This is a genomic window from Candidatus Accumulibacter sp. ACC007 (assembly GCF_907163205.1).
Lineage (GTDB): Bacteria > Pseudomonadota > Gammaproteobacteria > Burkholderiales > Rhodocyclaceae > Accumulibacter > Accumulibacter regalis.
Genome location: NZ_CAJQUD010000001.1, coordinates 2,093,879 through 2,114,835, shown reverse-complemented (window position 1 = coordinate 2,114,835; position 20,957 = coordinate 2,093,879). Strand labels below are relative to the sequence as shown.

Genomic DNA, 20,957 nt, shown 5'->3' with positions numbered 1-20,957 from the left:
GGGGGCATCTAAGGGCGGGCGAGGGATGGCCGAAGTCGTCGCCGTCGCTGCGCTCTGATCTATTTGCCAAGAAGCTCGATGGCCTTGTGCAAGGGGGCACTGGAAACCTTGATCATGCCGTCGAGTGGCTGGGTCATCTCCAGAATGATGAACAGCGCGCCGGAAACGGAGAGTGCCGAGATACACAGGACGGCGATCACCGTTGCGTTGCGCGGGGCGAACATGCCGAAGCTGGCAAACAGCACTGCCAGCCAGACGACCAGGACCACCAGCAAGCTCGTCGGCAACGACGTGGCCCGTTGCTCGATCAGCATCCAGCGCAATTGCGCGAGATCGCTACTGATCTGCAGCGCCTGCGCTCGCGCGAACGCTGACGCCAGGCCGCAAAGACCCGCGGCGCTCGTGCGCGAGCGTGGCGGGCAGGCCAGCCAGGTGACCGGCGGGCAGTGAGTTGTCCGGCATTGCTTGCGCCTCAGTCGAGCCGCTTCAGCGGCGCTGGCAACCAGCTGCCGTCGAGCATTTCCTCGTTCGGCCAGTAAACACGCATGGTGACGCTGAAGTCCCCGCTCGCTGCCGGCAGCCAGTTGGCTTCCTTGCCCTTGCCTGGCGACTCCTTCTGAATAAAGACGTCGAGCGAGCCGTCCCGGTTGTACTTGAGCGGCATCCAGCTGGCGACGTTGTAACGGTTGACCGGATTATCGACAAAGAACGATTGCGCGTCGTACATGGTCAGTGACCAGAAGGCTTTGGCCGGTGGCGTCTGGCCCTTGTCGAAGTGGATCACGTAACGCTGGGCGCCGTTCAGCGGCTTGCCGTCGCCATCGGTGAACGCATTCGGATAGATCGCATCGGCGGGGATGTTGGCGCCCAGGCCAATCAGGGCGACCACCGCGCGCAGATCGTAATCGGTGCCGAAGTCACCGACTTCCCTGGGCGGGATATACCAGCCATTGACCGGCTTGCCGGCGTGCTTTGCCGCGGCGTGAAGTTTCTCCAGGGCGATGGCCAGCGATCCCTCCACGCCCCTGGCGACGGCCGGGTCAAGCTTGCTGGCGGTGAACTTTTCTCCGGGGACCAGACCGATCCTGGCCAGGCGATCGAGCAGCGGCGCGTCTGCTGCCGGTGGCGGATTGGCCGCCATCAACTGCGCCAGCCTGTTGAAGAAAGTCGTGGTGTCCATCTGTGCGAGCTGATCGACCGGTGCCAGCTTGTTCTCGATGGACGTGTCGACGACCCCTGGCGGGGGGGTGTAGCGTTTGCCGAATGCGCTGAGCGGGGTGATCCTGTACTGCTTCTGGATGCGGTGCACCGCCGCATAGTCCTTTGCGCCGTTGGTCTGGGTGCGACCGGCGATCCATACCGTGTTGGTCGGCGCCTTGATTTCCTCGACACCCTCGGGCAGCGTCCCGCTCCAATCGGGGCCGGTGACGACGAAATTGCCGGCCTGCGTGCCGCTGGTGCGTTTTCCCGGCGAGGCGAAGACGTTGGTCCAGGCGTCGATCATGGGCATCAGGTAGTAACGCTCGCCAGTATCCGGCACCGACAGGATCATTGGTTCCTTCGACAGGTCGAGCCAGGCGAACGAATAGAGCGTGTCGACGTTCATGCGCACGATACTGTGATCGGACGCTGGCGGGTAGCTGCTCATGCTGCCGAACTGGTTGATCGGCGCGTGCGCATTCGCCTGTGGGCTGGGCACGTTGGTCGACAGCTGCCGGGTAAGGTCCATGAGCACCAGCGGCAAGCCGTAGATGGCGGCTTCTACGCCGATCCTCTGTGCTTCCAGCGCGCTGCGCTGACTCGGTTCCTGCGCCCGGCCCGGCGTACTGACGAACATCGTCAGCAGCGCAAGAGCCAGAACGGCGCGCGGTAAAAGGCTTCGTACCATGACCATCTCCTTGTCGCTTCAAGTGTTGAATTGATGGCAGTTGCCCGCTTCAGCGAGCCGTCCTCAGAGCAGCGGGCTGAGCACCTGTACCGCGTTCTCGGTCAGGCGGCGCCATTTTGGCCGGGCGCGCCAGCGGTCGAGTTGCAGCGGCTGTGATTTGCTTTCGTAACGCCGTTGCATGTCTCGCGTGGCAATCGAAAACTCCCGGTCGTAGGTGATCATCGACACTTCGAAGTTCAGTTCGAAACTGCGCAGGTCGAGATTGACCGTTCCGAATATGGTGAACTCTTCATCAACGACCATGCTCTTGGTGTGCAGCAGGCCGGCGCCGAAACGCTGGATGGTGATCCCGACGGCGAGCAGATCCTCGACGTAGGCGTTGCTTGCGTAGCGGACCAGCAGCGAGTCGATCTTTTCCGGGACGATGAGGATCACGCGCACGCCGCGGATGGCGGCCGAGCGCAGCGCAACGAGCAGTGTTTCGCTGGGCACGAAATACGGCGTGGTCAGAACGATTTCGCGCCTGGCGGCGTAGATTGCAGCCAGCAGCAGTTGCTCGATGTGCCGGGTGGACGACTGCGGCCCGGAGGGGAAGATCTGCACCTGACTGCTGCCGGCGGGCGCCAGATCCGGTGGCGGCGGTGGTGCGAAGTCGCTTCCCGTCTGCAGCGCAGTCAGCGACAGGGAAACCGCTTCGAGAATCCATGCTGCCGGTCCTTCGATGCGCACCATGGCGTCGACCCACTCGCCGACGCCGGCATCCTGCTTGAAAAAACGGGGGTCGGCGATGTTCATGCTGCCGGTGTAGGCGATGCGGCGGTCGATGACCGCTATCTTGCGGTGGTCGCGCAGGTCAAGGCGGACGAGCAGCGCGCGCAAGGGGTTGACCGGCAGAATCTCGACGATAGTCACTCCCGCCTTGCGCAGTCGGTCGATCGCCTCGCTCTTGAAGAAAGGCCGGCTGCCGAGCGAATCCATCAGCGTCGAGCAGGGGATGCCGCGCTGCGCTGCACGGATCAGCGCGGCGACCAGATCGTCGACAAAGCCGCCGGGGTTCCAGATGTAGAACTCGAGGTGGACCGAGCTGCGGGCGGCGTCGATGTCGGCGATCAGGGCGCGCATGCTGACGCTGCTGTCGGCCAGCAGCTGCAGGCGATGGCCACCCATCAGCGGCAGGCCGACCGAGCCGGTGGCCAGTCGGCTGACGCTCTCCGCTCCGGTGTTCAGCTCGCCGGGATCAGCCAGAGCCGAAGCCGGGATGTCCTGCGCCCAGCGCAATATCTGCGGCTGCAGGGCGATTGCCCGCTCCATCCAGGTCTTGCCGAGACGGCGCTCGCCGATCAGCAGGTACATCAGGACGCCAACCGCCGGCAGAAGGATGACCAGCAGCAGCCACGCCAGCGCCGTGCCGTGCGCCGTCCGACGCGAAAAGATGCGTAGCGAAACCGCCAGCAGGACGACGATATGCAGGACAGTCAGATAGTTGAAGACCATGCGTCGGAGTATGCGGCGAGCGTAGCAAACCGGTCAAGGAAGATCGCCGCGGCCGCTACTCCCGGCTGGCGGGTCAGTTCAGGCAGACAGGGCCGCCCGCGCGGGGCCCTCTGCGGGGACGCACCGGGGTGTGCCGTTCGGCGCGTGCAAAGTTCGTCAGGCAAGTGCCGAGCACGGGGGCATTCATGATAGTCTGCCGGCGTTTCGCAGTGCCGCGGAGGTGCTGGCCGCTGCCGCGAGAGCGGCGCGGAGTTGCTTTTTTCAGAGGAATGCTTTAGGCATGGAGCCAACGCTTACCCTGTTCATCAGTCTGTTCACCACCCTGGTGGCGATCATCAATCCCCTCGAGGCGATCCCGGTCTATCTCGGCCTGATGGGCAACAAGGAAACGAACGAACAGCGCCAGGTGGCGCGACGCGCGTGTCTCTATGCCTTGTTGCTGTGTTTCTTCTTCCTGATCTTCGGCACGCTGCTGTTACGCATTTTCGAGGTGCCGCTGAGCATGGTGCGGGTAGTGGGCGGCGTGATCCTCACTCGCGTCGGTTTCGAGCTGTTTGCGCCGCCACCGTCCGGCGGCATGCTTCCGCATGCGGATGCGTCCGACACCGACGTGGCGTTCGTCCCGCTGGCGATGCCGATCATGTTCGGGCCCGGGGCGATCGCCACGCTGATCAGCATGGCCTCGACGATCAAGCAGTCGTCCGCCGAGTTGATGCACTTTGCCGCCGCCAGCGCGGCCATCGTTGCCTGCATGGCCACCGTCTATCTGTCGCTGGCCTACGCCAAGCCGATCCTGCGCAAGATCGGCAAGCAGGGCATCGATGCAGCGACCCGGATCGTAGGGTTTTTCGTCGCGGCAATGGGCATGGGCTTGATTTTCCAGGGGGCCGTTGAATTTCTCGAGCCTTATCGGCAGGTGGCCACTGCCGCTGCCGGGGGGTAGCGGGACGGTGGCCTGCAGCTTGCTTCGCGTTCTCTCCGTGTCGCTGTTCGTGCTGCTGACGACCGCCGGTGGCGCTTCGCTCGCCTCTGCGCCGGGCCTGGAGAATCTGCTCGCCGACGTCCACCCCGATGCTGAAATCGCCACCGCAGCGGTCGAGCTCGATGGGCGCGTCCTGTTCCGCGTGCGCGGCGTGACCAGCTTTCCGGCCGAGGCACGTGCGGCAGCGATCAGTGCGCGCATCGAGCGCCTGGCAAGTGATCCGAAGGTGGCCCCCGACTCGGTGCAGGTGGCCGACTCGACGACTCACAGCACGATCAGCGTTGCGGAAAGACCGGTGATGACGCTGTTCGACGCCGACGCGCGTATCGAGCAGGTCGAGCGCGAGGACCTGGCCGTTGCCACCAGCGAGCGGATCCGCACGGCCATCGACGACTATCGCCACGAGCGTACTCCCGAGGCGTTGCGCAAACACGCCGTCGCGGCAGCGCTGGCGATGGCCGCACTGGCAGTGGTTGTCGCGGCGCTGATCTGGCTGACGCGTCGGCTGCACGCATTGCTGGCGAAGCGCCTCCGCTTCCGCATTGGCGCCGTGGAGATCCAGTCCTTCGAGATCGTGCGTGCCGAGCGCATCTGGGCTGCGCTTCGCGCCGCGGTGTCGGCGCTCGGTTTTCTGGCGATCGCGGTCGCCGTCTTTGCCGGCCTCGATTTCGTGCTCGGCGGCTTTCCGTGGACGCGCGCCTTTGCCAGAGATCTGGCCACGGTCGTGATCAGCCCCTTGAAAACCATGGGCCAGGCTTTTGTCGACTATCTGCCGGACCTGGTTTTCTTGGTCATTCTGGCGCTAGTCGTGCGTTTTTTCCTGCGCCTGATCCGGCTCTTCTTCGACGCTGTCGCGCGCGGTTCGGTGACCCTGGAGGATTTCGAGACGGAATGGGCCTGGCCAACCTACAAGATCGTTCGCTTCGCAGTGCTGACCTTCGCCGTAATCGTCGCTTATCCGTATATCCCGGGATCGGATTCGGAAGCGTTCAAGGGCATTTCCCTGCTCGTCGGGCTGGTCGTTTCGATCGGCTCGTCGTCGGCGATCGCCAACCTCGTCGCCGGTTTGATGATCACCTACCGGCGTTCCTTCAAGCTCGGTGATCGGGTGATGATTGGCGACGTGACCGGCGATGTGATCGATATCCACGCCCAGGTGACGCATCTGCGCACCTTGAAGAACGAGGAGGTCACCATTGCCAACTCGCAGATTCTCAACGGACACGTGGTGAACTACAGCTCCCTGGCCGAGGAGTCCGGACTGATCGTGCATAGCAAGGTCGGCATCGGCTACGAGACGCCCTGGCGTCAGGTCGAGGCGCTATTGCTGATGGCTGTGGCGCGCACCCCGGGCTTGCTCGCCGAACCGCCCCCTTTCGTGCTCTATGGCGAACTGGGCGATTTCTGCGTCAGCTACGAGATCAATGCCCATTGCCGCGACGCACACGCCGTACCGCGCCTGCATGCGCAGCTGCAGCGCAACATCCTCGACGTCTTCAACGAGTACGGCGTGCAGATCATGACGCCAAACTACGAGACCGATACCGATCGGCCCAAGCTGGTCGAGCGGGCCAACTGGTATGCAGCGCCCGCCGAACCGGCGCCGGCTCCGCTGGAAAGCGAGTCGGTCGGGCGCTGAGCGGGCGATCAACAATGGGAGACCCACTATGAGAATCGCTGATCGCTGTCGTACGGGCGTGGCGCTGCCGGCCCTGCTCGTCTGCCTGCTCACGGCGGGCGGTGCTGTCGCACAGGCAGGAAGCACCGCTCCAGACCCGGCGCTGTCGGTGGACGCGGTTGCGCCTGACGCGGCGCTGTCGCCCGAACAGATGACCCCGCCGCCAGTCCGCTCGCCGGATGCCGTGCAGCCCGGCGCGGCGTTGGCGCCGGAGCGGGATCAGGGGCCGGCCGTGCTTGCGCCCGAGGCGGTGGCGCCCGACGCAGCGCTTTCGCCCGAAGAGATCACCGCGCCCGCGGTGCAGTCGCCGGACTGACACAAACGCGGCGGAAACCTGACGTACAATGCGGCGTGCCTTGCACGTCAAAATAACCCCAAGGAGGTCCACATGTTCAAGAAAATTTCGTCCTATGTTTCGACTCTGGTGCTGGCTCTGGCACTTGCTGCTTGCGCCGCACCCGGAGCGCAGCCGGGTCAGATGGAAATACGCACCGGCGTCGTCGAGCAGATCATCCACACCGAGTTGTCGAGCGACCATCACTCCGGCGTTGGCGCCGTCGTCGGTGGTCTTGCCGGTCTCGGGGTCGGCAGCCTGATTGGTGCCGGTACCGGTCGCGACGTGGCAATGGTCCTGGGAGCTGTCGGCGGTGCAGTCGCCGGGCACGAGATCCAGAAGAAATACGACCAGCCGGTACCGGCGCAGCAGGTGATCGTTCGTGTCAGCAGCGGTGTCCTGGTTTCGGTGACGCAGCCGGTCAACCCGGCCATCAGCAAGGGTCAGCGCGTTTACATCGAAGGCAGCGGCGAAGACGCCCGCGTCGTTCCGCGCTGAGCGAGAAGCGATCGTCGCTTGTCGGGTGGCAGGTCCGCCCGACAAGCGACAACTCCCGACACAAGATGGCGGACAGGTAACATGACCAATCTCCTATCGACCACCGCTGCGAAGGGCTGCCGGCGACCGCGGCGCCAGCCTCGTTCACTGGCCAGTGCCGTGCTCGCCGTGTTCGCCCTGCTTTCCGTTAGCGCCTGTGCCCCCGACGCATGGCGCTCGGACGATCCCTATGAGGCTTTTCTCACACGGGTCCAGAACAAGTGTCTGTACGAGCGCATCGGGCGCATGGAAATCAACGCGGACTCCCTGCAGGACCCCTATTTCCTGGACCTGACCTCACGTTTCTACAATGGCAGGATTCCCCAGGCAGCTTTCGTAGCCAACCTTCAAGGCGCCTACGATGCCCAGCCGGATTCGCCTGGCGTGCGCTGTCTGCTTGGTCAGATGCCGCAGCGGGGTGGCCCTGACGCACCGGGAACGACCGCTTGGCGCTAGTCCGTGCGGACGGGCGTGTTACCTGCGCGCGCAAAATGCTGGCTTGTGCGTCTCGCGAGGCCTTGCAGGCTGTGCTGGCGGGCTGTCTCGAAGTGACACCTCGCAGTCGTGGTGTGACTGACCTGCCGCAGAGCGCCTAATGACCCGAAAATCGCGAGGCGCCGTCAGGCGGTCAGCCGAAACGCCGGCGCCCTCGGCCGCCAGCCCGAGCGCTGCCAGCCCGGCGAAGCGACGCCATCTCTGGCTGGCCGTCGGCTTGGCCTTGCTCCTGGCGATCGCCGGGATCATCGTCCTGGTCACCCGACCTGTCGCACTGCCGCCGCCGGCCACCGCTTCCGTCGCGGCTCCTGCCAGCTACGTCGGGGCAAACAGCTGCCAGACCTGTCACCAAAGCGAGTTCGCGGCGTGGACCGGTTCGCACCACCAGTTGGCCATGCAGGACGCCACGGACAGTTCGGTCCTGGGCGACTTCGCCAACGTCGAGTTTACGCAGAATGGCGTCGAGTCAAGGTTTTTCAAGAGCCCCGACGGCCGCTTCATGGTGCGTACCGATGGCCCGGACGGCAAGCTTGCCGACTACCCGATCAGCTACACCTTCGGCGTGTACCCGCTGCAGCAGTACCTGATCGCCTTCCCCGGTGGCCGTTACCAGGTACTGCCGATCGCCTGGGATAGCCGGCCAGAAAGCGAAGGCGGGCAGCGCTGGTTCCATCTTTATCCCGACCAGAAGCTCGACCATAAAGATCCGCTGCACTGGACCGGCCTCTATCAGAACTGGGCGCTACAGTGCGCCGAGTGCCACTCGACCAATCTGCGCAAGGCCTACGACGCGGCCAGCAATAGCTACCAGACGACGTTCAGCGAGATCAACGTCGCTTGCGAGTCCTGCCACGGCCCGGCTTCGGCGCATCTCAGCTGGGCCAGCAAAGCCAAGGCGCCGTACGCCGCGCACGACGACAAAGGCCTGCCGTCGCTGAAGAGCGGCGGCAGCGGGGCCTGGCACTTTCCTGACCGGGAAGCAAGGTTTGCCGTTCGCGATCAGCCCGCCGATCCGGCCGGGATGAACAGCTGCGGCGCGTGTCATTCACGGCGCGCGACCCTGAGCGAGGCCCGCCAGGCGGGTGCCCCGCTGTCGGATAGCCACCGCCTGGCGATGCTCACCGCGCCCAACTATTACCCGGACGGCCAGCAGCGTGAAGAGGTCTATGTCTGGGGCTCGTTCCTGCAGAGCAAGATGCATCAGCGCGGCGTGACCTGCATGGACTGCCACGAACCGCACTCGCAGAAGCTGCGCGCCGAAGGCAATGCGCTGTGTACGCGCTGCCATCAGGCAAGCGAGTTCGACGTGCCCAAACACCATCAGCACCAGGACGGTGGCAAGGGCGCGCAGTGCGTCACTTGCCACATGCCGTCACAGAACTACATGGTCGTCCACGCGCGGCCGGATCACAGCCTGCGCATTCCCCGTCCCGATCTGTCGACGGCGCTTGGCAGCCCGAATGCCTGTACGCAGTGTCATGCCGACAAACAGCCCGCCTGGGCCGCCGTCGTAATGGACAAGTGGTACGGCAAGACCTGGCGCGACCGTCCGCATTACGGTTCCACCCTGCACGCCGGCGAGACACAGGGTGTGCGTGCCTTGCCGAGTCTGCTCGAACTGGCCAGCAGCACCGCTCAGCCAGCGATCGTTCGGGCGACCGCGCTGACGCTGGCGCAGCCTTACGCCGGCCCCGCCACCTTGCCGGCCGCGCGGACGCTGCTGCTCGATTCCGATCCCCTGGTGCGCAGCGCTGCGCTGGGCATGCTCGAGCGTGCCGACCCGCTGAATCGCGCGCTGAGTGCCTCGCCTTTGCTGGTGGACCCCGTCCGTGGCGTGCGCATCGAGGCGGCACGAGTCCTCGCCGATGTGCCGGATAGCCAGCTGCCGGCTGGTCGGCAGGCGGCTCGCGAGGCGGCTTTGCAGGAGTACGTGGCGGCCCTTGAACAGGAGGCCGACTGGCCGGCGGTGAACGTAAATCTTGGCAACTTGCGCCTACGTCAGGGTCGTTTCGACGCGGCGATCGCCGCTTTCCAGCGGGCGATCGTCCTGGACAAGAGTTTTACCGGCGGGTATGTCAACCTGGCCGATGCCTGGCGACAGCAGGGGCGCGAGTCCGAGGCGGAGGAGGTCCTGCGCGCGGGCCTGGCCGTTCTGCCCGGCGACGCCGATCTGCACCATGTACTTGGCCTGCTCCTGACCCGCAAGGGCGAGAGCGGCGCAGCGCTGAAGGAATTTATCGAGGCCGTCAGGCTGGCCCCGGACAATGCGCGTTACGCCTACGTCCAGGCCATCGCGCTGCACTCGGCCGGCAAGCGCGAGGCAGCGCTGGCGGTGCTGCGCGAGGCCAACAAGCGTCATGCCAATGACCTGGAGATACTGAGTGCGCTGATTTCGATCAGCCGTGAAACGGGTGACCAGCGCGCGGCCCTGCGCTATGCGAGGCAAGCCGCCGAGATCCTGCCAAATGACCAGAACGTGGAGCAGTTGGTGAGAGAACTGGAAGGCCGCTAGGGCTATCTGATTCCTCAGGTCTGCGCGTGGCCTGTTATCGCGCGCTCCATGGCGACCGCTGCGTGCGCCATGATGGGCCTCTTACCTCTCCTGCTCTGGCTCAAGAATGGCGGGCCGGCTGCAAGCCTGACCCTGCGGCGCCGACGGGGAGGGCTTGGTAGACAGTGGACAGATGATAGGATGCAGCTTTGCTGCCATGTCGGCAAGCTCGAGTCGGTGCCATGCCGGAAGGGTACGTTGCAGTTCGCTTCGGGTTTCCGACATGACCTTGAATGCTGCCCCGACGGGGCCATGTCTGGGTGCAGTCCGCTCGTCCCTCGTCGCACGTCAGATGCCGGAAAGGCATGGGGTGTGTAGCCACACCACGTCGCAAGAAAGGAGAAAGAGATGGAAAAAAGTCCGAACTGGAAAAATTTCCTGGCCAATGGCTTGTTGACGGCCACGCTGCTACTGGCCGTCAACGCGCAGGCCGGCTTGGTGCCAGAGGCCCTGGGAACGGATGCCGCCGCACAGGCGACCATCACACCGACGGCCAGCACACCGGCCGCCAGCACACCGGCCGCCAGCACACCGGCCGCCAGCACACCGGCCGCCAGCACACCGGCAGCCAGCACACCAGCAGCCAGCACACCGACGGCCAGCACCCCCGCCGCCAGCACACCGACAACCACAAAACGACCGAATATCCTCGTCATCTGGGGTGACGACATTGGCGGCTTCAATATCAGTGCCAACAACCAGGGCATGATGGGTTACAGGACGCCCAACATCGACAGCATCGCCAAAGAAGGCGCTCTGTTTACCGACTGGTATGGCCAGCAGAGTTGCACGGCCGGCCGCGCCGCATTCATCACCGGCCAGTCGCCCATGCGCACCGGCCTGACCAAGGTCGGACTGCCGGGCGCTCCGGAAGGCATGAAGAAGGAGGATCCGACGATCGCCGTGCTGCTCAAGGCCGAGGGCTACGCGACCGGCCAGTTTGGCAAGAACCACCTTGGTGACCGCGATGAGATGCTGCCCACCGCACACGGCTTCGACGAGTTCCTTGGCAACCTCTATCATTTGAATGCAGAGCAGGAGCCTGAGCACCCCGACTACCCGAAGGGCCCGGAATTCAGGAAGCAGTTCGGCCCGCGCGGTGTCATCCACAGCTTCGCTGGCGGCGCGATTACAGACACCGGTCCGTTGACGATCAAGCGCATGGAAACAGTCGACGAGGAAGTCACCGCCGAGGCGCTCAAGTTCATGGACAAGGCGGTCAAGGACAAGAAGCCATTCTTCGTCTGGTGGAACAGCACTCGCATGCACATCTGGACGCACCTCAAGGCCGCGTCCAAAGGCAAGACCGGTCTCGGTGTTTACGCCGACGGCATGGTTGAGCACGACGTGATGGTGGGCCAATTGCTCGCCAAGCTCAAGGAACTGGGCGTCGAAGATAACACCATCGTGATGTATTCAACCGACAACGGCGCGGAGTTCTTCTCCTGGCCCGATGGCGGCACGACGATGTTTCGCAACGAGAAAGCGACGCAGTGGGAAGGCGGCTTCCGCGTGCCGACGATGATCCGCTGGCCCGGCGTGATCAAGCCCGGCAGCGTCATCAACGACATCGGTGCGCATGAGGACATGCTGGTCACGCTGCTCGCTGCGGCGGGACAGCCGAACGTCAAGGAAGAGCTGTTGAAGGGCAAGACGGTCGGCGACATGACCTACAAGGTCCACCTCGACGGCTATAACCTGATGCCCGCGCTCAAGGGAGAGGCGGAGTGGCCGCGCCATGAGTTTGTCTACTGGACCGACGATGGCCAGATCGCTGCGCTGCGCTACAACGACTGGAAGGCCACCTTCCTGAGGCAGGATGCCAATGGAATCGATGTCTGGCGACAGCCCTACACGGCTCTGCGTGCGCCGATGCTGACCAACTTGCGGATGGATCCTTTCGAGCGCGCCGAGCATGAAAGCATCGGTTACAACAGATGGTGGGTCGATCACATGTTCATGTTTGCGCCCGCTGGCGCCTACATTGGCCAATGGCTGCAGAGTTTCCGCGAGTTTCCGCCACGCCAGAAGCCCGGCAGCTTCAACCTCGACCGGGTGATGGAAGCCATCAGCAAAGGTGCGGGCGACAAGTAGCGCCGTCGCTGGCCAACGACCGTCGATGCACTTCCGACACGCCCCCTCGCGCATCCGCCAGCGGAGCGTGTCGCCCGGTCATGGCAGCGGCTTTTTTCCCCGCCGACCGGCGCTTTGCTGCCTGGCTGGTGCCTGAGCATCTACCTGGGAGCAGTATGACAACGATGAAGACGGGCCCTTCTCGCTCTTGTCCTTAGCCTCGTCTCCTGACGCGGTCATTGGACACGGATCGCGAGATCCGGTACCCGGCGCCGCCAGCATTGCCCTCATCAACCGTCAGGCGGCGCGCGGCGCGGCGCGCCTACTTCGGAAACATCAACTGCACCTGCAGGCGCAGCTGCCAGTTGGCGGCGTTGTCGGGATGGGCGACGTTGTAGTAAGCGCTGAGCTGGGTGTTCACCGGCAATTTTCCGAAGTGGAAGATCTTGCCGACACCGCCGCCCAGGGGCACGGTCCAGCGCTGGCTGCTGTCGGCCTTCCAGTCGGCGGTGACGATCGGCGCCGAAGTCAGGTACAGGCCACCCTCGAAGTTGTAGTTGAGGAAGGGCTGGAGCAGGAAGTTGTTGTAGCTCGCGTCGCTGCCCGACCCGACCGACCAGACGTTGTTGACCAGAAAGCCATACACCCAGGGATCGCCCTTCTTGAGGTTGAGCATCACGAACGAAGGGCCGAGTCCCCAGCGGTCGTTGCCCAGGGCGTCGTTGCTGTTGGTCGGCATCTGGAGGACCGCGCCCGCACCCCAGATCGCACCCTTGGGAATCGCCGGCGAGAGGAAGGCGGTAAACTGCAGGTCGCCGATGCCATTGATCCGATCTTCGCCGGAGACCAAGGCCGGCTGCGAAATTACCGGCACGATGGTGCGGGTGATGACGTTCCACTGCGAGTTGACCTCGATCGGGATCACCGGCTGGATGTTGAGGATGTTCTGCGTGCCGTCGCGCGGCCCGACATTGAAGTTGGTATTGTTCTGGAAGGGCACGCTGATCAGGTTGCCGACCGGATTCTGCGCCAGTTTGGCGAGTTCCTCGGCGCTCATTTCGGCGCTCGCCGGCGAGGCGAACGCCGTCGCCAGCGACAGGGCGCCGAGAATCCTTGTTGTTTGCCATTTACCTTGGGGTTTCATGCTTCAGCTCCGCACATGTGAATGTCTGCAGTTCAGGGGGTTCCGAGGAACAGGTAGAAATTGGAATAACCGCCAGTCGACCCGGCGTTCGAGTAGCCGTAACCCAGGTAAACCGGACCCAGTGGCGTCTCGCCGCCAAGATAGACCGCAACGCCCGGGATCCAGCCCTTGAGTTCGGTTTCCGTAAACGCCTGGCCAACCCTGGCCGCCTCGAAGGCGGCGCCGACGCGCAGGTCTCCGCGCAGGCCGAGCGGCAGGCGACCGATGATCCGCTCGGCACGGATACTGCCGTAGCTCATGTTGTCCCCCTTCAACTGTCCGACGGCAAAGGCGGTCATGTTCAGCATGCCGCCCAATTGTCCGAGGTCGTAGACGGGCAGTTGGCCGATTGGCGAGCCCTGGTACGACAGGCGGCTGGCCATGACCCAGTCGCCGACATTCCAGTAACCGCTGGCACCGGCGTCGAGCCGACTGTAGCCCTCGGCTGCAGAGTCGAAGTACTTCACGTTGCTCGACCAGCCACTGGTCGGAAAGTACAGTCGATCGGTCTGGTCGATGTCCAATGCCGCAAACCAGCCGCCATAGGTCTTCGCCTCCTCGGGGAGGAATGGCGAGCCGGTGTCTAGCTCGCTTTTTCGCCAGTTCTCCTGCCAGCCCAGGCGCGCCTGACCAAGGAGGCCGATGTTCGCTCCACCACCAAGGCGAAGGGTGGTCTGGGAAATCCTGTACTCGGCAAGCTTGTTGTCGTTCTGGTAGACGCCGCTTATGCGGTTCAGGTAGCTGGCGTTGGCTTCGAGGAAGAAGCGCTGCTGCGCGTCGACCGGTTGGTAGAGGTCGGCACCGAAGCCGGATTGCGAGCCGATTTCGCCGTAGGCGAGGAATTCGCCGCCGAGCGTGTTGAGCCAGGTTTTCTGGTAGGCGGCGCGCAGGATGTAGGTCGAGTCGGTGCGGAAATTGCTGTCGAGGTTGACGCCGAAGCGCATGTAGTCCGGTCCCCAGCCCTTCTCGACCGGCGTCACGCGCAGAATGTTGCGTTCGCGCAGGGTGGTGTCCAGCGCGTAATCGACGTGCTCGTAGTAGCCATCGCCATACGCGCGCATCAGATCGGCGTCCACCTTGGACGGGTTGACGGTGTCGCCCGGTTTGATCTCCAGATAGCGTTTGACCACAGCCGGGTTGACCAGCTTGAGCCCGGCGACCTGCACCTCGTCGACCCGTGGCGCTGCGTGCACGGGTGGCTGCATCTGCGCCACCCATGCGGCGTAAGCGGTATCACTGACGGCCAGCGCGCGCAGGCGGTCGGCGACCGCTTCGGCGGCTTTTGCACCGCGATCTGCCGTTTCCGAACTGCGCTTGAAATCGCCCGCCGTGATCCCCTCGAGATCGGGTTTGATATAGATGTCGGTGGGCTTGAGCGTGGCCAGCGAGCGCGTCACGTTCTGCTCGGTCAGGATGTTCACCATCTGTGCGGAAACGCTCAACAGGCCGCTGATGTCCTCGGCCTTGAGCAGCGGCGAGCCGACGTTGACGGCGATGATGACGTCGGCCTGGCAGCGGGCGCGCGCTTCGTCGATCGGCACGTTGTCCACCAGGCCGCCATCGACCAGTTTCCTGCCATCGGACTCGACCGGCGCCATCAGGCCGGGAACCGACATGCTGGCGCGCATCGCCTCGGAAAGGCTGCCCTTGCGAAAGACCACCCGATCACCGCTGACGATATCGGTGGCGATGATCGACAGGGGCAGGGGAAGCGCTCCGATTTCACGCTCACCCAGATAGTCGCGGACGAGCACGTTGAAGAACAGTTTGATCTTCTGTCCCATGACGATTCCAGGCTGTCCCTTCACTCCCTGTGGCCCAACGCCCGTCTCCGAACCCGGCAGGAAGCGCTTGTCGAGGGCCTTCTTGCGAAAATTCTGCTGGCTCAGAGGTGGATCGTCGCGGAACAGGTCGTCCCAATCGGCTTCCGCCAGCTTGTCGCGCATGGTCGCTGGCGTCAGGCCGCTGGCGTAAACGCCGGCGACCAGTGCCCCCATGCTGGTGCCGGCAACGCAGTCGACCGGTACGCGCATCTTCTCGAGCACTTCGAGAACGCCAATGTGCGCCGCACCGCGTGCGCCCCCACCGCCGAGGACCAGGCCGACGCGCGGCCTGGTCGGGTCATCGGTGGCAGTCTGCGCCACCGCGCCGGCCGCGAAAAAAAACAGCCACGCGGCAAGGGCCATGCGCCCCAGTTTGCCCGCAGCGGTCGATGCGAACGCCTCTCTCCTCACTCCCTACTCCTTGTCTTGGTAACCGGTCAACGAAACCGCTGCCGGCAGGCGGAAGCTGCGCGCGATCCCCGCTCGCCGCGCAGCCTACGCAATGCTTCTACTGGTTCAGCGCCTCGTCGGGAAGGTAGCCGACGCCGCCCCAGTTGGCCTGGAGAACGACGCCCCGGTCGGTGAGCTGATAACTCGACAACATTGGATTGAACGAGATGCTACCGTCGAGGACCAGCCCTTTTCCGGTACCGGGCTTGAAGGTGGCGTCGCCCGATGCGCTGACGTCGGCGCCGACGGCGCCGAAGGTGTCGAACAGATCGCGGTTGCGGAAGATGATCAGTTGTCGGAAGCGCTTGTAGCCGACGCCGGGACCGGTGCCGACGCGAGCCATCTTCATGTACGTCGTCTTGCCGGTCCTGTTGTCGGTGAGCACGCCGGCACCGTCGCCCATCACCAGCAGGACGATGTTGTACTGCGTCGAGGCGAAAACGCCATAGCCCACGGCGTTGGCGATTTCCTCCCTGATCTCGGGTTTTCTGGCGACCAGGTCGGCGACCGTCTGCGCACGCAGCTCAAGCAGCACTTGACGCCGCGCCTCGATCGCCGGGTCGACTTTCGACTGCCCGCTGCCTGTCGCACAGGACACCGTGAGCAGCGCGAGAAGGGCTGGCACCGTTCGCCATGCCTTGTCGGTCAATTTCATGGGGGCCTCCTGCGGGTGGTTTTAGAGCGAGCTATCCGTGAGCAGCCATCGGGAGCGAGTCGAGAATGGTCAGCGCGGCCTGGGCATTCTCGGCGGCATCGCGGCCAAGGCTGGTGAGGTAGCCGCCGTCGACCTGCGTCAGCAGCCCTTTGGCGTGCAGGCGCTGGGTGGCGGCGACGACTTCGGGAGCAGCGGTCTTGTGGATCTTCAGCCCGTGCAGCGGGCTTGCCAGGTCAAAGCGGGCCAGGATGTTCAGTTCATCGACCAGGTCGGGCGTGAAGGGCATGGCGAGTCCTCGGTGGAGCGAGCGTTAAGGCGCGGTTGCGCTTGGGGCTACATTCTAGCGCGCGCTGGACGCGGCGCTCTCAGGAACTGCACGAGAGCATCGAGCAGCCGGCCTTGTGGCGCGCCCAGTCGGGGCGCCGGGCGCTGAACGCCGCCCGCCCCGGTTGCTCCTGGTAGGGGCGGCGGAGGACTTCGAGCAGCTCGTGAATGGTCTGCGTGTCGCCCTGCTCGGCCCGCTCGATGGCCTGTTGTGCCAGGTAGTTGCGCAGGACGTAACGCGGGTTGCCCTGGTTCATGGCAGCGATGCGGCGCTCTGCGGGCTGTCCGTCGTGACGCAGGCGAGCGCTGTAGCGCGCCAACCAGCGTGCGAGGTCGGGCGCAAAGCGTTGCCTGAGGTCTTCGCGATAGAAGGATTCACGCAGGACTTCCGCATCGGGCTGGTCGATGTCCAGCTGCGCCAGCTGGCGGAAGAACTCGGTCATGTCGATTTCGGCCAGACGCATCACTTCGAACAGCTCGCCAAGCAACTCGCCATCGGCGGGTGTCCAGCTGCGCAATCCGAGCTTGCCGGCGAAAGCCGCGCCGAACTCGGCCGAATAGACTTCGTCGTAATGCTCGAGTGCCGCCGCCAGCTCCGCCGAGCGCGCCGCTTTCTCTGCCGTGGCCGGCTTGGGCAGCAACGGGGCCAGGGCGTCGGCCAGCCGTTCGAGGTTCCAGCGGGCGATGTCCGGCTGCCGGGCAAAGCAGTAGCGGCGGCTCGAGGCGTCAGTTGTGTTTGGTGTCCAGGCGGGGTCGAAGTTGTCGACCCAGCCGTAGGGCCCGTAGTCGATGGTCAGACCGAGGATCGACATGTTGTCGGTGTTCATCACCCCGTGGACAAATCCGACGCGCAACCAGTGCGCCATCAGGCGGGCGGTGCGCTCGCAGACTTCGCGGAACCACACGGCCAGCTTTTGTCCGGGTGCGGCCAGCAGTGCAGGGAAGTCACGGGCGATGGTGAAGTCGACCAGGCGCTGCAGCAGTGCGTGCTCGCCGCGTGCGGCGAGCAGTTCGAAATGACCGAAGCGGGTGAACGAAGGCGCGACGCGGCAGACCACGGCGCCGGGCTCGGCGATCGGATGGCCATCGTAGAACATGTCGCGGACGACGCTTTCACCGCTGCCGACGAGACTCAGTGCTCGCGTCGTTGGCACGCCCAGGTGATGCATCGCCTCGCTGCACAGGAACTCGCGGATCGACGAGCGCAGGACTGCGCGGCCGTCGGCCCGGCGGGCGTACGGTGTCGGGCCGGCGCCTTTGAGTTGCAGTTCGAAGCGCTGCCCGCGCCGATTGACTGCCTCACCGAGCAGAATTGCCCGGCCGTCGCCAAGCTGTCCGGCCCATTGCCCGAACTGATGTCCGCCGTAACAGCTCGCGTAGCTGACCATTCCCGGCAGCAAGCGGTTGCCGGAGAGGGCGGCAAGCATCTCCGCCGACGCCATGTCCTGATCGTCGAGGTCGAGGTCCGCCGCGACTTCCCGCGAATGGGCGAGCAGCGTTGGTGCTGCGACGGGTGTCGGAGTTACCGGTGACCAGCAGGCGGCGTAGACTTGCCGCGGTTGGTTGCGCAGCTCGGTGTCGCCCGGCAGCTCGCGGACGAAGCGGTTATCGAAGTTCAGCATCGGCGCCGCCCGGCGCGCTTGCCAGGTGGGCAGCGCGACGGGGCAGGGCGACGACCCATTCGCGGTCGGCGCATCAGCCCTGGCGAACCATGTCGATGATCTTGGCGCTGTCCAGCGTGCGTGCGCGCGCCTGTATTTCGGGCAGGTAACGGCTGTGCAGGCTCTTGGCCTCGCCGAGCATGCTGTCGAAGCTGCTGCGCAGCATCTCGCTGGAAAAGCTGCGGCCGCCGGCGTAGTAGCGTCTGGCCACGTGGCCGAGGGCGTAAGTGCTGGCGAAACTCATTCCCGAGCTCACCGCCTGCTTGCCCAGACCGCCCAGGAAGCCACCGCCGACCTTGCCGAGCAGGCCACCGAGGAGCTTGCGACCTGCCTGTTCGAGATACTGGGAAGTCAGGCCGACGCCGAGGGTGGCGAGAAAGTCCTTGATGTGCCCGCGGTCGAGTTCGAAACCGTAGGACTTGCCGATGCGATAGACGAGTTTCATCTGCAGCGGAATGATGGCCATCGTCGATAGCGATTCGGGAAGCAGTTCGAGCGCGCCATTGAGGATCGAGGCGTTGAGAATGGCCTGGTCAATCTCGGCGTCGCTCATTGTCGAGGCCAGGCCGGCGGCCGCCGGCCCCGGTGCAGGGACGGTCGGGGTCGTGCCGGGTGTCGGCGGCGCCGCACTGCCGGTGGCCACCGGCAGTGCGGCGATGGCTTCGGCCTGCTCGCTGTAGGCGCTGGCCTGCTGCTCGTCGAGTGCCAGGGCAGCGCGCAGGTCGTCGAGAAAGGCCTTTTCGGCAGCCGATTGGACGCCATCGGCGTCACACACGCAGACGGCCATTTCAAAAGCCAGTTGCCGCGTCTCGGGGGTGGTCAGTGCTGCCGCAGCCGCGGCCATCGAGACCCGCTTGAGCAGGACGTCCTGATACAGCGCTGCGATGTTGAGCGAGCCTTCGCCGGCCAGCGCGTCGGCGATGCGCTTGATCTCCGCACGTTCGCTCTCGTTCTTGCCGCCGTCGGCGAAGGCAGCCATTAGGCTGAGGGTGAGGATGGCTTCCTGTTGCTGCTCGTTCATGCGCTGTCTCTCCGGTCAAGATGCGATTGGGAAGGGCGAGTATCGACAAGTTCCGCGCGGGAAGCAAGGCGCGCGTGGCCGGTTTCGGCAGAGGAAACTAGCAGCGCGCGCGCGGATCAGCGAAGCGGCAGGCGCAGGCGCCAGCGGGCGGGCGCGTACCGTGGAGCGGCCTTGGTCGAGGTGGTCCGCGTGGCGGCGGAGTGGCGCTGTCGCGCCGTCCGTCGTGGCAGGGTCGTGATCAGCGTGACTCCTTGATCATCCGCGAATGCTTAGGCTGCACGGGTCGGGCGTTGTACGGGTAGAGGCGCGAGAAGATTTTCAGTTGTTCGGGAGAGAGTTGCTGTGGCTTCTTGAGTACCAGCCAGAGGACATCTTCGCTGCACGGCGGCGTGGTCAGCGATCCCATGTAGGTGTAGTAACTGCGGTCCTCGGGAAGCAAAGTGGCCAGGTCCAGGGCCTGCTCCGGCGGCTGCACGTATTCATTCTTCTCCAGCGGCAGGTTGTTCCACACGCTCTGGATGAGCGGATTTTCGGCGCCCTGTTCGAGCAGCACGGCGACGACCGCCAGATCGCCATCCTCGGCCTGGTGTACCAGGTGGACGACCATGTCGAAGGACTGACCGTTTACGCGTTCTTCGGACGGTCGATGGAAATGGAACTGGACCAGATCGTAGGACTTGCCGAGCAGCCCGATGTTGCTGCCGCCGACATCAACCTGCACCGTGTGGCCGTTGTCGATGACGCGAAACTGCGACGGGCGGTAGGTGAAGCGAATCGGTTCGAGATCGACACGAAAGCCGTCGCGGATGTCGATGGGCGATTGCCGCTTGCCGCTCGCGCAAAGCGCGTAATCGGGTCGCAGCTTGCCCCAGTTCTCGGGCCGGCCCTCTCCTTCGTAGGACCATGGAATCTGCGCGTGTGCGTAGGCGGCAAGAAGGTCGTCTGCGTCGCTGCTCCCTGCTGGCGCGTGCGCTGGCTGGTGTGCTCCCTGGCGGGCGGCGATCTGCACGGGCGGCCGGCGTGCAGCGGCTGTGGGGGTGGGTTTTCGGGCGGGTGGGCTCGCTTCTTCGCGCTCTGTTCTTTCCGCAGCCCGTGTCTGCAGGTTGGCGCGCTTCACTTCCTGGCGCACCAGGGCCTCGTTGGCCTTGCGCAGTTCGCCGGCGGCCTCGCTGACTTTCTCGGCGGTTTTCCTGGCCGCCAGGACTGCTTCGTTTCCTGGCCTCGGTCGGCAGACTTCGCGCAGCAGCTTGTCGTCGAGCATTCCGCTGCGTACCGGCATTTCGATCTGCACCTTGACGTCCTCTTCGCGAAGCAACTCACCTTCGTCCTTGAAGTAGCGCCGTTGCAGCGTGCTGTAGCTACGCGTCGCGCAGTCATAGTGGTTGACCGCCTCGACGATGCGGTACGACGACGAGGTGCGCGGATCGACAATGGGTTTGTCGAGGACGATTCGCCCGTGGGCTTCGGTTTTCCCGTTAGCGACCTTCTTGATGCTTGCCTTGTCGATCTCGATGCGCCTGCCAGGCTCGTCGGAAATCAGCTGCCAGCTTGCGCAAGCCGTTGCCGGCACGATGGCCAGCAGAGAAATGGCCAGAAGCCTGAGGTCTGAAAGCATGCGGGAGTCCCTTGGTTCGTGCAGCGCGTCAGTGTATTCACGGACATTTACGGTAAAACTTTAGCGGATCTGGCGAGCGGTGGGCCCGTTTCTTGTGCGGCGATCGGTGGTCGCGGCCCTGCATTTCCCTGTCGGGTCGCGTCGGGAGAACTGGCCGGCAGGCAAGAAAAAACCCTGGCGGGCCGTTTGGCGC

At 64.6% G+C, this 20,957-nt stretch carries 17 protein-coding genes; 7 read left to right on the top strand and 10 right to left on the bottom strand.

Annotated features, from left to right (window positions below; all coding sequences use genetic code 11):
* Positions 1–59: 59 nt before the first annotated feature.
* The 3 genes from QZ634_RS09260 to cls form a co-directional block, all read right to left on the bottom strand.
* Positions 60–314: a hypothetical protein gene (locus QZ634_RS09260; RefSeq protein ID WP_291987435.1), complete on the bottom strand. Its 255-nt coding sequence runs from the start codon at positions 312–314 to the stop codon at positions 60–62.
* 158 nt (positions 315–472) lie between these two features.
* On the bottom strand, positions 473–1,888 hold the full coding sequence (locus QZ634_RS09255; protein ID WP_291987433.1) for a DUF1254 domain-containing protein: 1,416 nt from the start codon (positions 1,886–1,888) through the stop codon (positions 473–475).
* A gap of 63 nt (positions 1,889–1,951) precedes the next feature.
* Complete coding sequence (gene cls, locus QZ634_RS09250) at positions 1,952–3,382, bottom strand: cardiolipin synthase (protein ID WP_291987431.1); 1,431 nt, start codon at positions 3,380–3,382, stop codon at positions 1,952–1,954.
* Between the two features lie 280 nt (positions 3,383–3,662).
* On the opposite strand from cls, the gene QZ634_RS09245 reads away from it, so the two are divergent.
* The 7 genes from QZ634_RS09245 to QZ634_RS09215 all read left to right on the top strand — a co-directional run bounded on the left by QZ634_RS09245 (position 3,663) and on the right by QZ634_RS09215 (position 12,053).
* Complete coding sequence (locus QZ634_RS09245) at positions 3,663–4,325, top strand: MarC family protein (protein ID WP_291987429.1); 663 nt, start codon at positions 3,663–3,665, stop codon at positions 4,323–4,325.
* Positions 4,326–4,344: 19 nt separating this feature from the next.
* Positions 4,345–6,003 (top strand): mechanosensitive ion channel domain-containing protein, encoded by a 1,659-nt coding sequence (locus QZ634_RS09240; RefSeq protein ID WP_291987427.1) that lies wholly within the window; start codon positions 4,345–4,347, stop codon positions 6,001–6,003.
* A 28-nt stretch (positions 6,004–6,031) separates the two neighbouring features.
* On the top strand, positions 6,032–6,358 hold the full coding sequence (locus tag QZ634_RS09235) for a hypothetical protein (protein WP_291987425.1): 327 nt from the start codon (positions 6,032–6,034) through the stop codon (positions 6,356–6,358).
* Positions 6,359–6,430: 72 nt separating this feature from the next.
* Positions 6,431–6,874: a glycine zipper 2TM domain-containing protein gene (locus tag QZ634_RS09230; protein WP_291987422.1), complete on the top strand. Its 444-nt coding sequence runs from the start codon at positions 6,431–6,433 to the stop codon at positions 6,872–6,874.
* Positions 6,875–6,955: 81 nt separating this feature from the next.
* Positions 6,956–7,369 carry a hypothetical protein gene (locus QZ634_RS09225; protein WP_291987420.1) on the top strand — a complete coding sequence of 138 codons (414 nt, stop codon included), beginning with the start codon at positions 6,956–6,958 and terminating at the stop codon, positions 7,367–7,369.
* 139 nt (positions 7,370–7,508) lie between these two features.
* Positions 7,509–9,920, top strand: coding sequence for a tetratricopeptide repeat protein (locus QZ634_RS09220; RefSeq protein WP_291987418.1), 2,412 nt, complete (start codon positions 7,509–7,511; stop codon positions 9,918–9,920).
* A gap of 387 nt (positions 9,921–10,307) precedes the next feature.
* Positions 10,308–12,053: an arylsulfatase gene (locus tag QZ634_RS09215; RefSeq protein WP_291987416.1), complete on the top strand. Its 1,746-nt coding sequence runs from the start codon at positions 10,308–10,310 to the stop codon at positions 12,051–12,053.
* 301 nt (positions 12,054–12,354) lie between these two features.
* Here the strand turns inward: QZ634_RS09215 and QZ634_RS09210 are convergent, their stop codons facing one another.
* From QZ634_RS09210 to QZ634_RS09180, 7 genes are all read right to left on the bottom strand, one after another.
* The gene (locus QZ634_RS09210; protein WP_291987414.1) at positions 12,355–13,176 is read right to left on the bottom strand and encodes a neuromedin U; all 822 of its coding nucleotides are present in this window, start codon (positions 13,174–13,176) and stop codon (positions 12,355–12,357) included.
* Between the two features lie 32 nt (positions 13,177–13,208).
* On the bottom strand, positions 13,209–15,449 hold the full coding sequence (locus QZ634_RS09205) for a patatin-like phospholipase family protein (protein ID WP_291987412.1): 2,241 nt from the start codon (positions 15,447–15,449) through the stop codon (positions 13,209–13,211).
* Between the two features lie 97 nt (positions 15,450–15,546).
* Entirely contained in the window at positions 15,547–16,143 is a 597-nt protein-coding gene (locus QZ634_RS09200; RefSeq protein WP_291987410.1) for a hypothetical protein, read from the bottom strand.
* A 31-nt stretch (positions 16,144–16,174) separates the two neighbouring features.
* A complete protein-coding gene (locus QZ634_RS09195; RefSeq protein ID WP_043562867.1) occupies positions 16,175–16,429 on the bottom strand; it encodes a TIGR02647 family protein in 255 nt (84 codons plus the stop codon).
* Positions 16,430–16,508: 79 nt separating this feature from the next.
* Positions 16,509–18,089: a protein adenylyltransferase SelO gene (locus QZ634_RS09190; RefSeq protein WP_291987408.1), complete on the bottom strand. Its 1,581-nt coding sequence runs from the start codon at positions 18,087–18,089 to the stop codon at positions 16,509–16,511.
* 73 nt (positions 18,090–18,162) lie between these two features.
* Complete coding sequence (locus QZ634_RS09185) at positions 18,163–19,149, bottom strand: DUF533 domain-containing protein (RefSeq protein ID WP_291987406.1); 987 nt, start codon at positions 19,147–19,149, stop codon at positions 18,163–18,165.
* A gap of 238 nt (positions 19,150–19,387) precedes the next feature.
* Complete coding sequence (locus tag QZ634_RS09180; protein WP_291987404.1) at positions 19,388–20,764, bottom strand: surface-adhesin E family protein; 1,377 nt, start codon at positions 20,762–20,764, stop codon at positions 19,388–19,390.
* Positions 20,765–20,957: the final 193 nt, after the last annotated feature.

Excerpts from the sequence above, each read along its gene's own strand:
- QZ634_RS09200 (WP_291987410.1), bottom strand. The coding sequence starts at position 16,143 with ATGAAATTGACCGACAAGGCATGGCGAACGGTGCCAGCCCTTCTCGCG.
- QZ634_RS09185 (WP_291987406.1), bottom strand. The coding sequence starts at position 19,149 with ATGAACGAGCAGCAACAGGAAGCCATCCTCACCCTCAGCCTAATGGCT.
- QZ634_RS09220 (WP_291987418.1), top strand. The coding sequence starts at position 7,509 with ATGACCCGAAAATCGCGAGGCGCCGTCAGGCGGTCAGCCGAAACGCCG.
- QZ634_RS09190 (WP_291987408.1), bottom strand. The coding sequence starts at position 18,089 with ATGCTGAACTTCGATAACCGCTTCGTCCGCGAGCTGCCGGGCGACACC.
- QZ634_RS09260 (WP_291987435.1), bottom strand. The coding sequence starts at position 314 with ATGCTGATCGAGCAACGGGCCACGTCGTTGCCGACGAGCTTGCTGGTG.
- QZ634_RS09180 (WP_291987404.1), bottom strand. The coding sequence starts at position 20,764 with ATGCTTTCAGACCTCAGGCTTCTGGCCATTTCTCTGCTGGCCATCGTG.
- QZ634_RS09235 (WP_291987425.1), top strand. The coding sequence starts at position 6,032 with ATGAGAATCGCTGATCGCTGTCGTACGGGCGTGGCGCTGCCGGCCCTG.
- QZ634_RS09245 (WP_291987429.1), top strand. The coding sequence starts at position 3,663 with ATGGAGCCAACGCTTACCCTGTTCATCAGTCTGTTCACCACCCTGGTG.
- QZ634_RS09210 (WP_291987414.1), bottom strand. The coding sequence starts at position 13,176 with ATGAAACCCCAAGGTAAATGGCAAACAACAAGGATTCTCGGCGCCCTG.
- QZ634_RS09255 (WP_291987433.1), bottom strand. The coding sequence starts at position 1,888 with ATGGTACGAAGCCTTTTACCGCGCGCCGTTCTGGCTCTTGCGCTGCTG.
- cls (WP_291987431.1), bottom strand. The coding sequence starts at position 3,382 with ATGGTCTTCAACTATCTGACTGTCCTGCATATCGTCGTCCTGCTGGCG.
- QZ634_RS09225 (WP_291987420.1), top strand. The coding sequence starts at position 6,956 with ATGACCAATCTCCTATCGACCACCGCTGCGAAGGGCTGCCGGCGACCG.
- QZ634_RS09195 (WP_043562867.1), bottom strand. The coding sequence starts at position 16,429 with ATGCCCTTCACGCCCGACCTGGTCGATGAACTGAACATCCTGGCCCGC.
- QZ634_RS09230 (WP_291987422.1), top strand. The coding sequence starts at position 6,431 with ATGTTCAAGAAAATTTCGTCCTATGTTTCGACTCTGGTGCTGGCTCTG.
- QZ634_RS09215 (WP_291987416.1), top strand. The coding sequence starts at position 10,308 with ATGGAAAAAAGTCCGAACTGGAAAAATTTCCTGGCCAATGGCTTGTTG.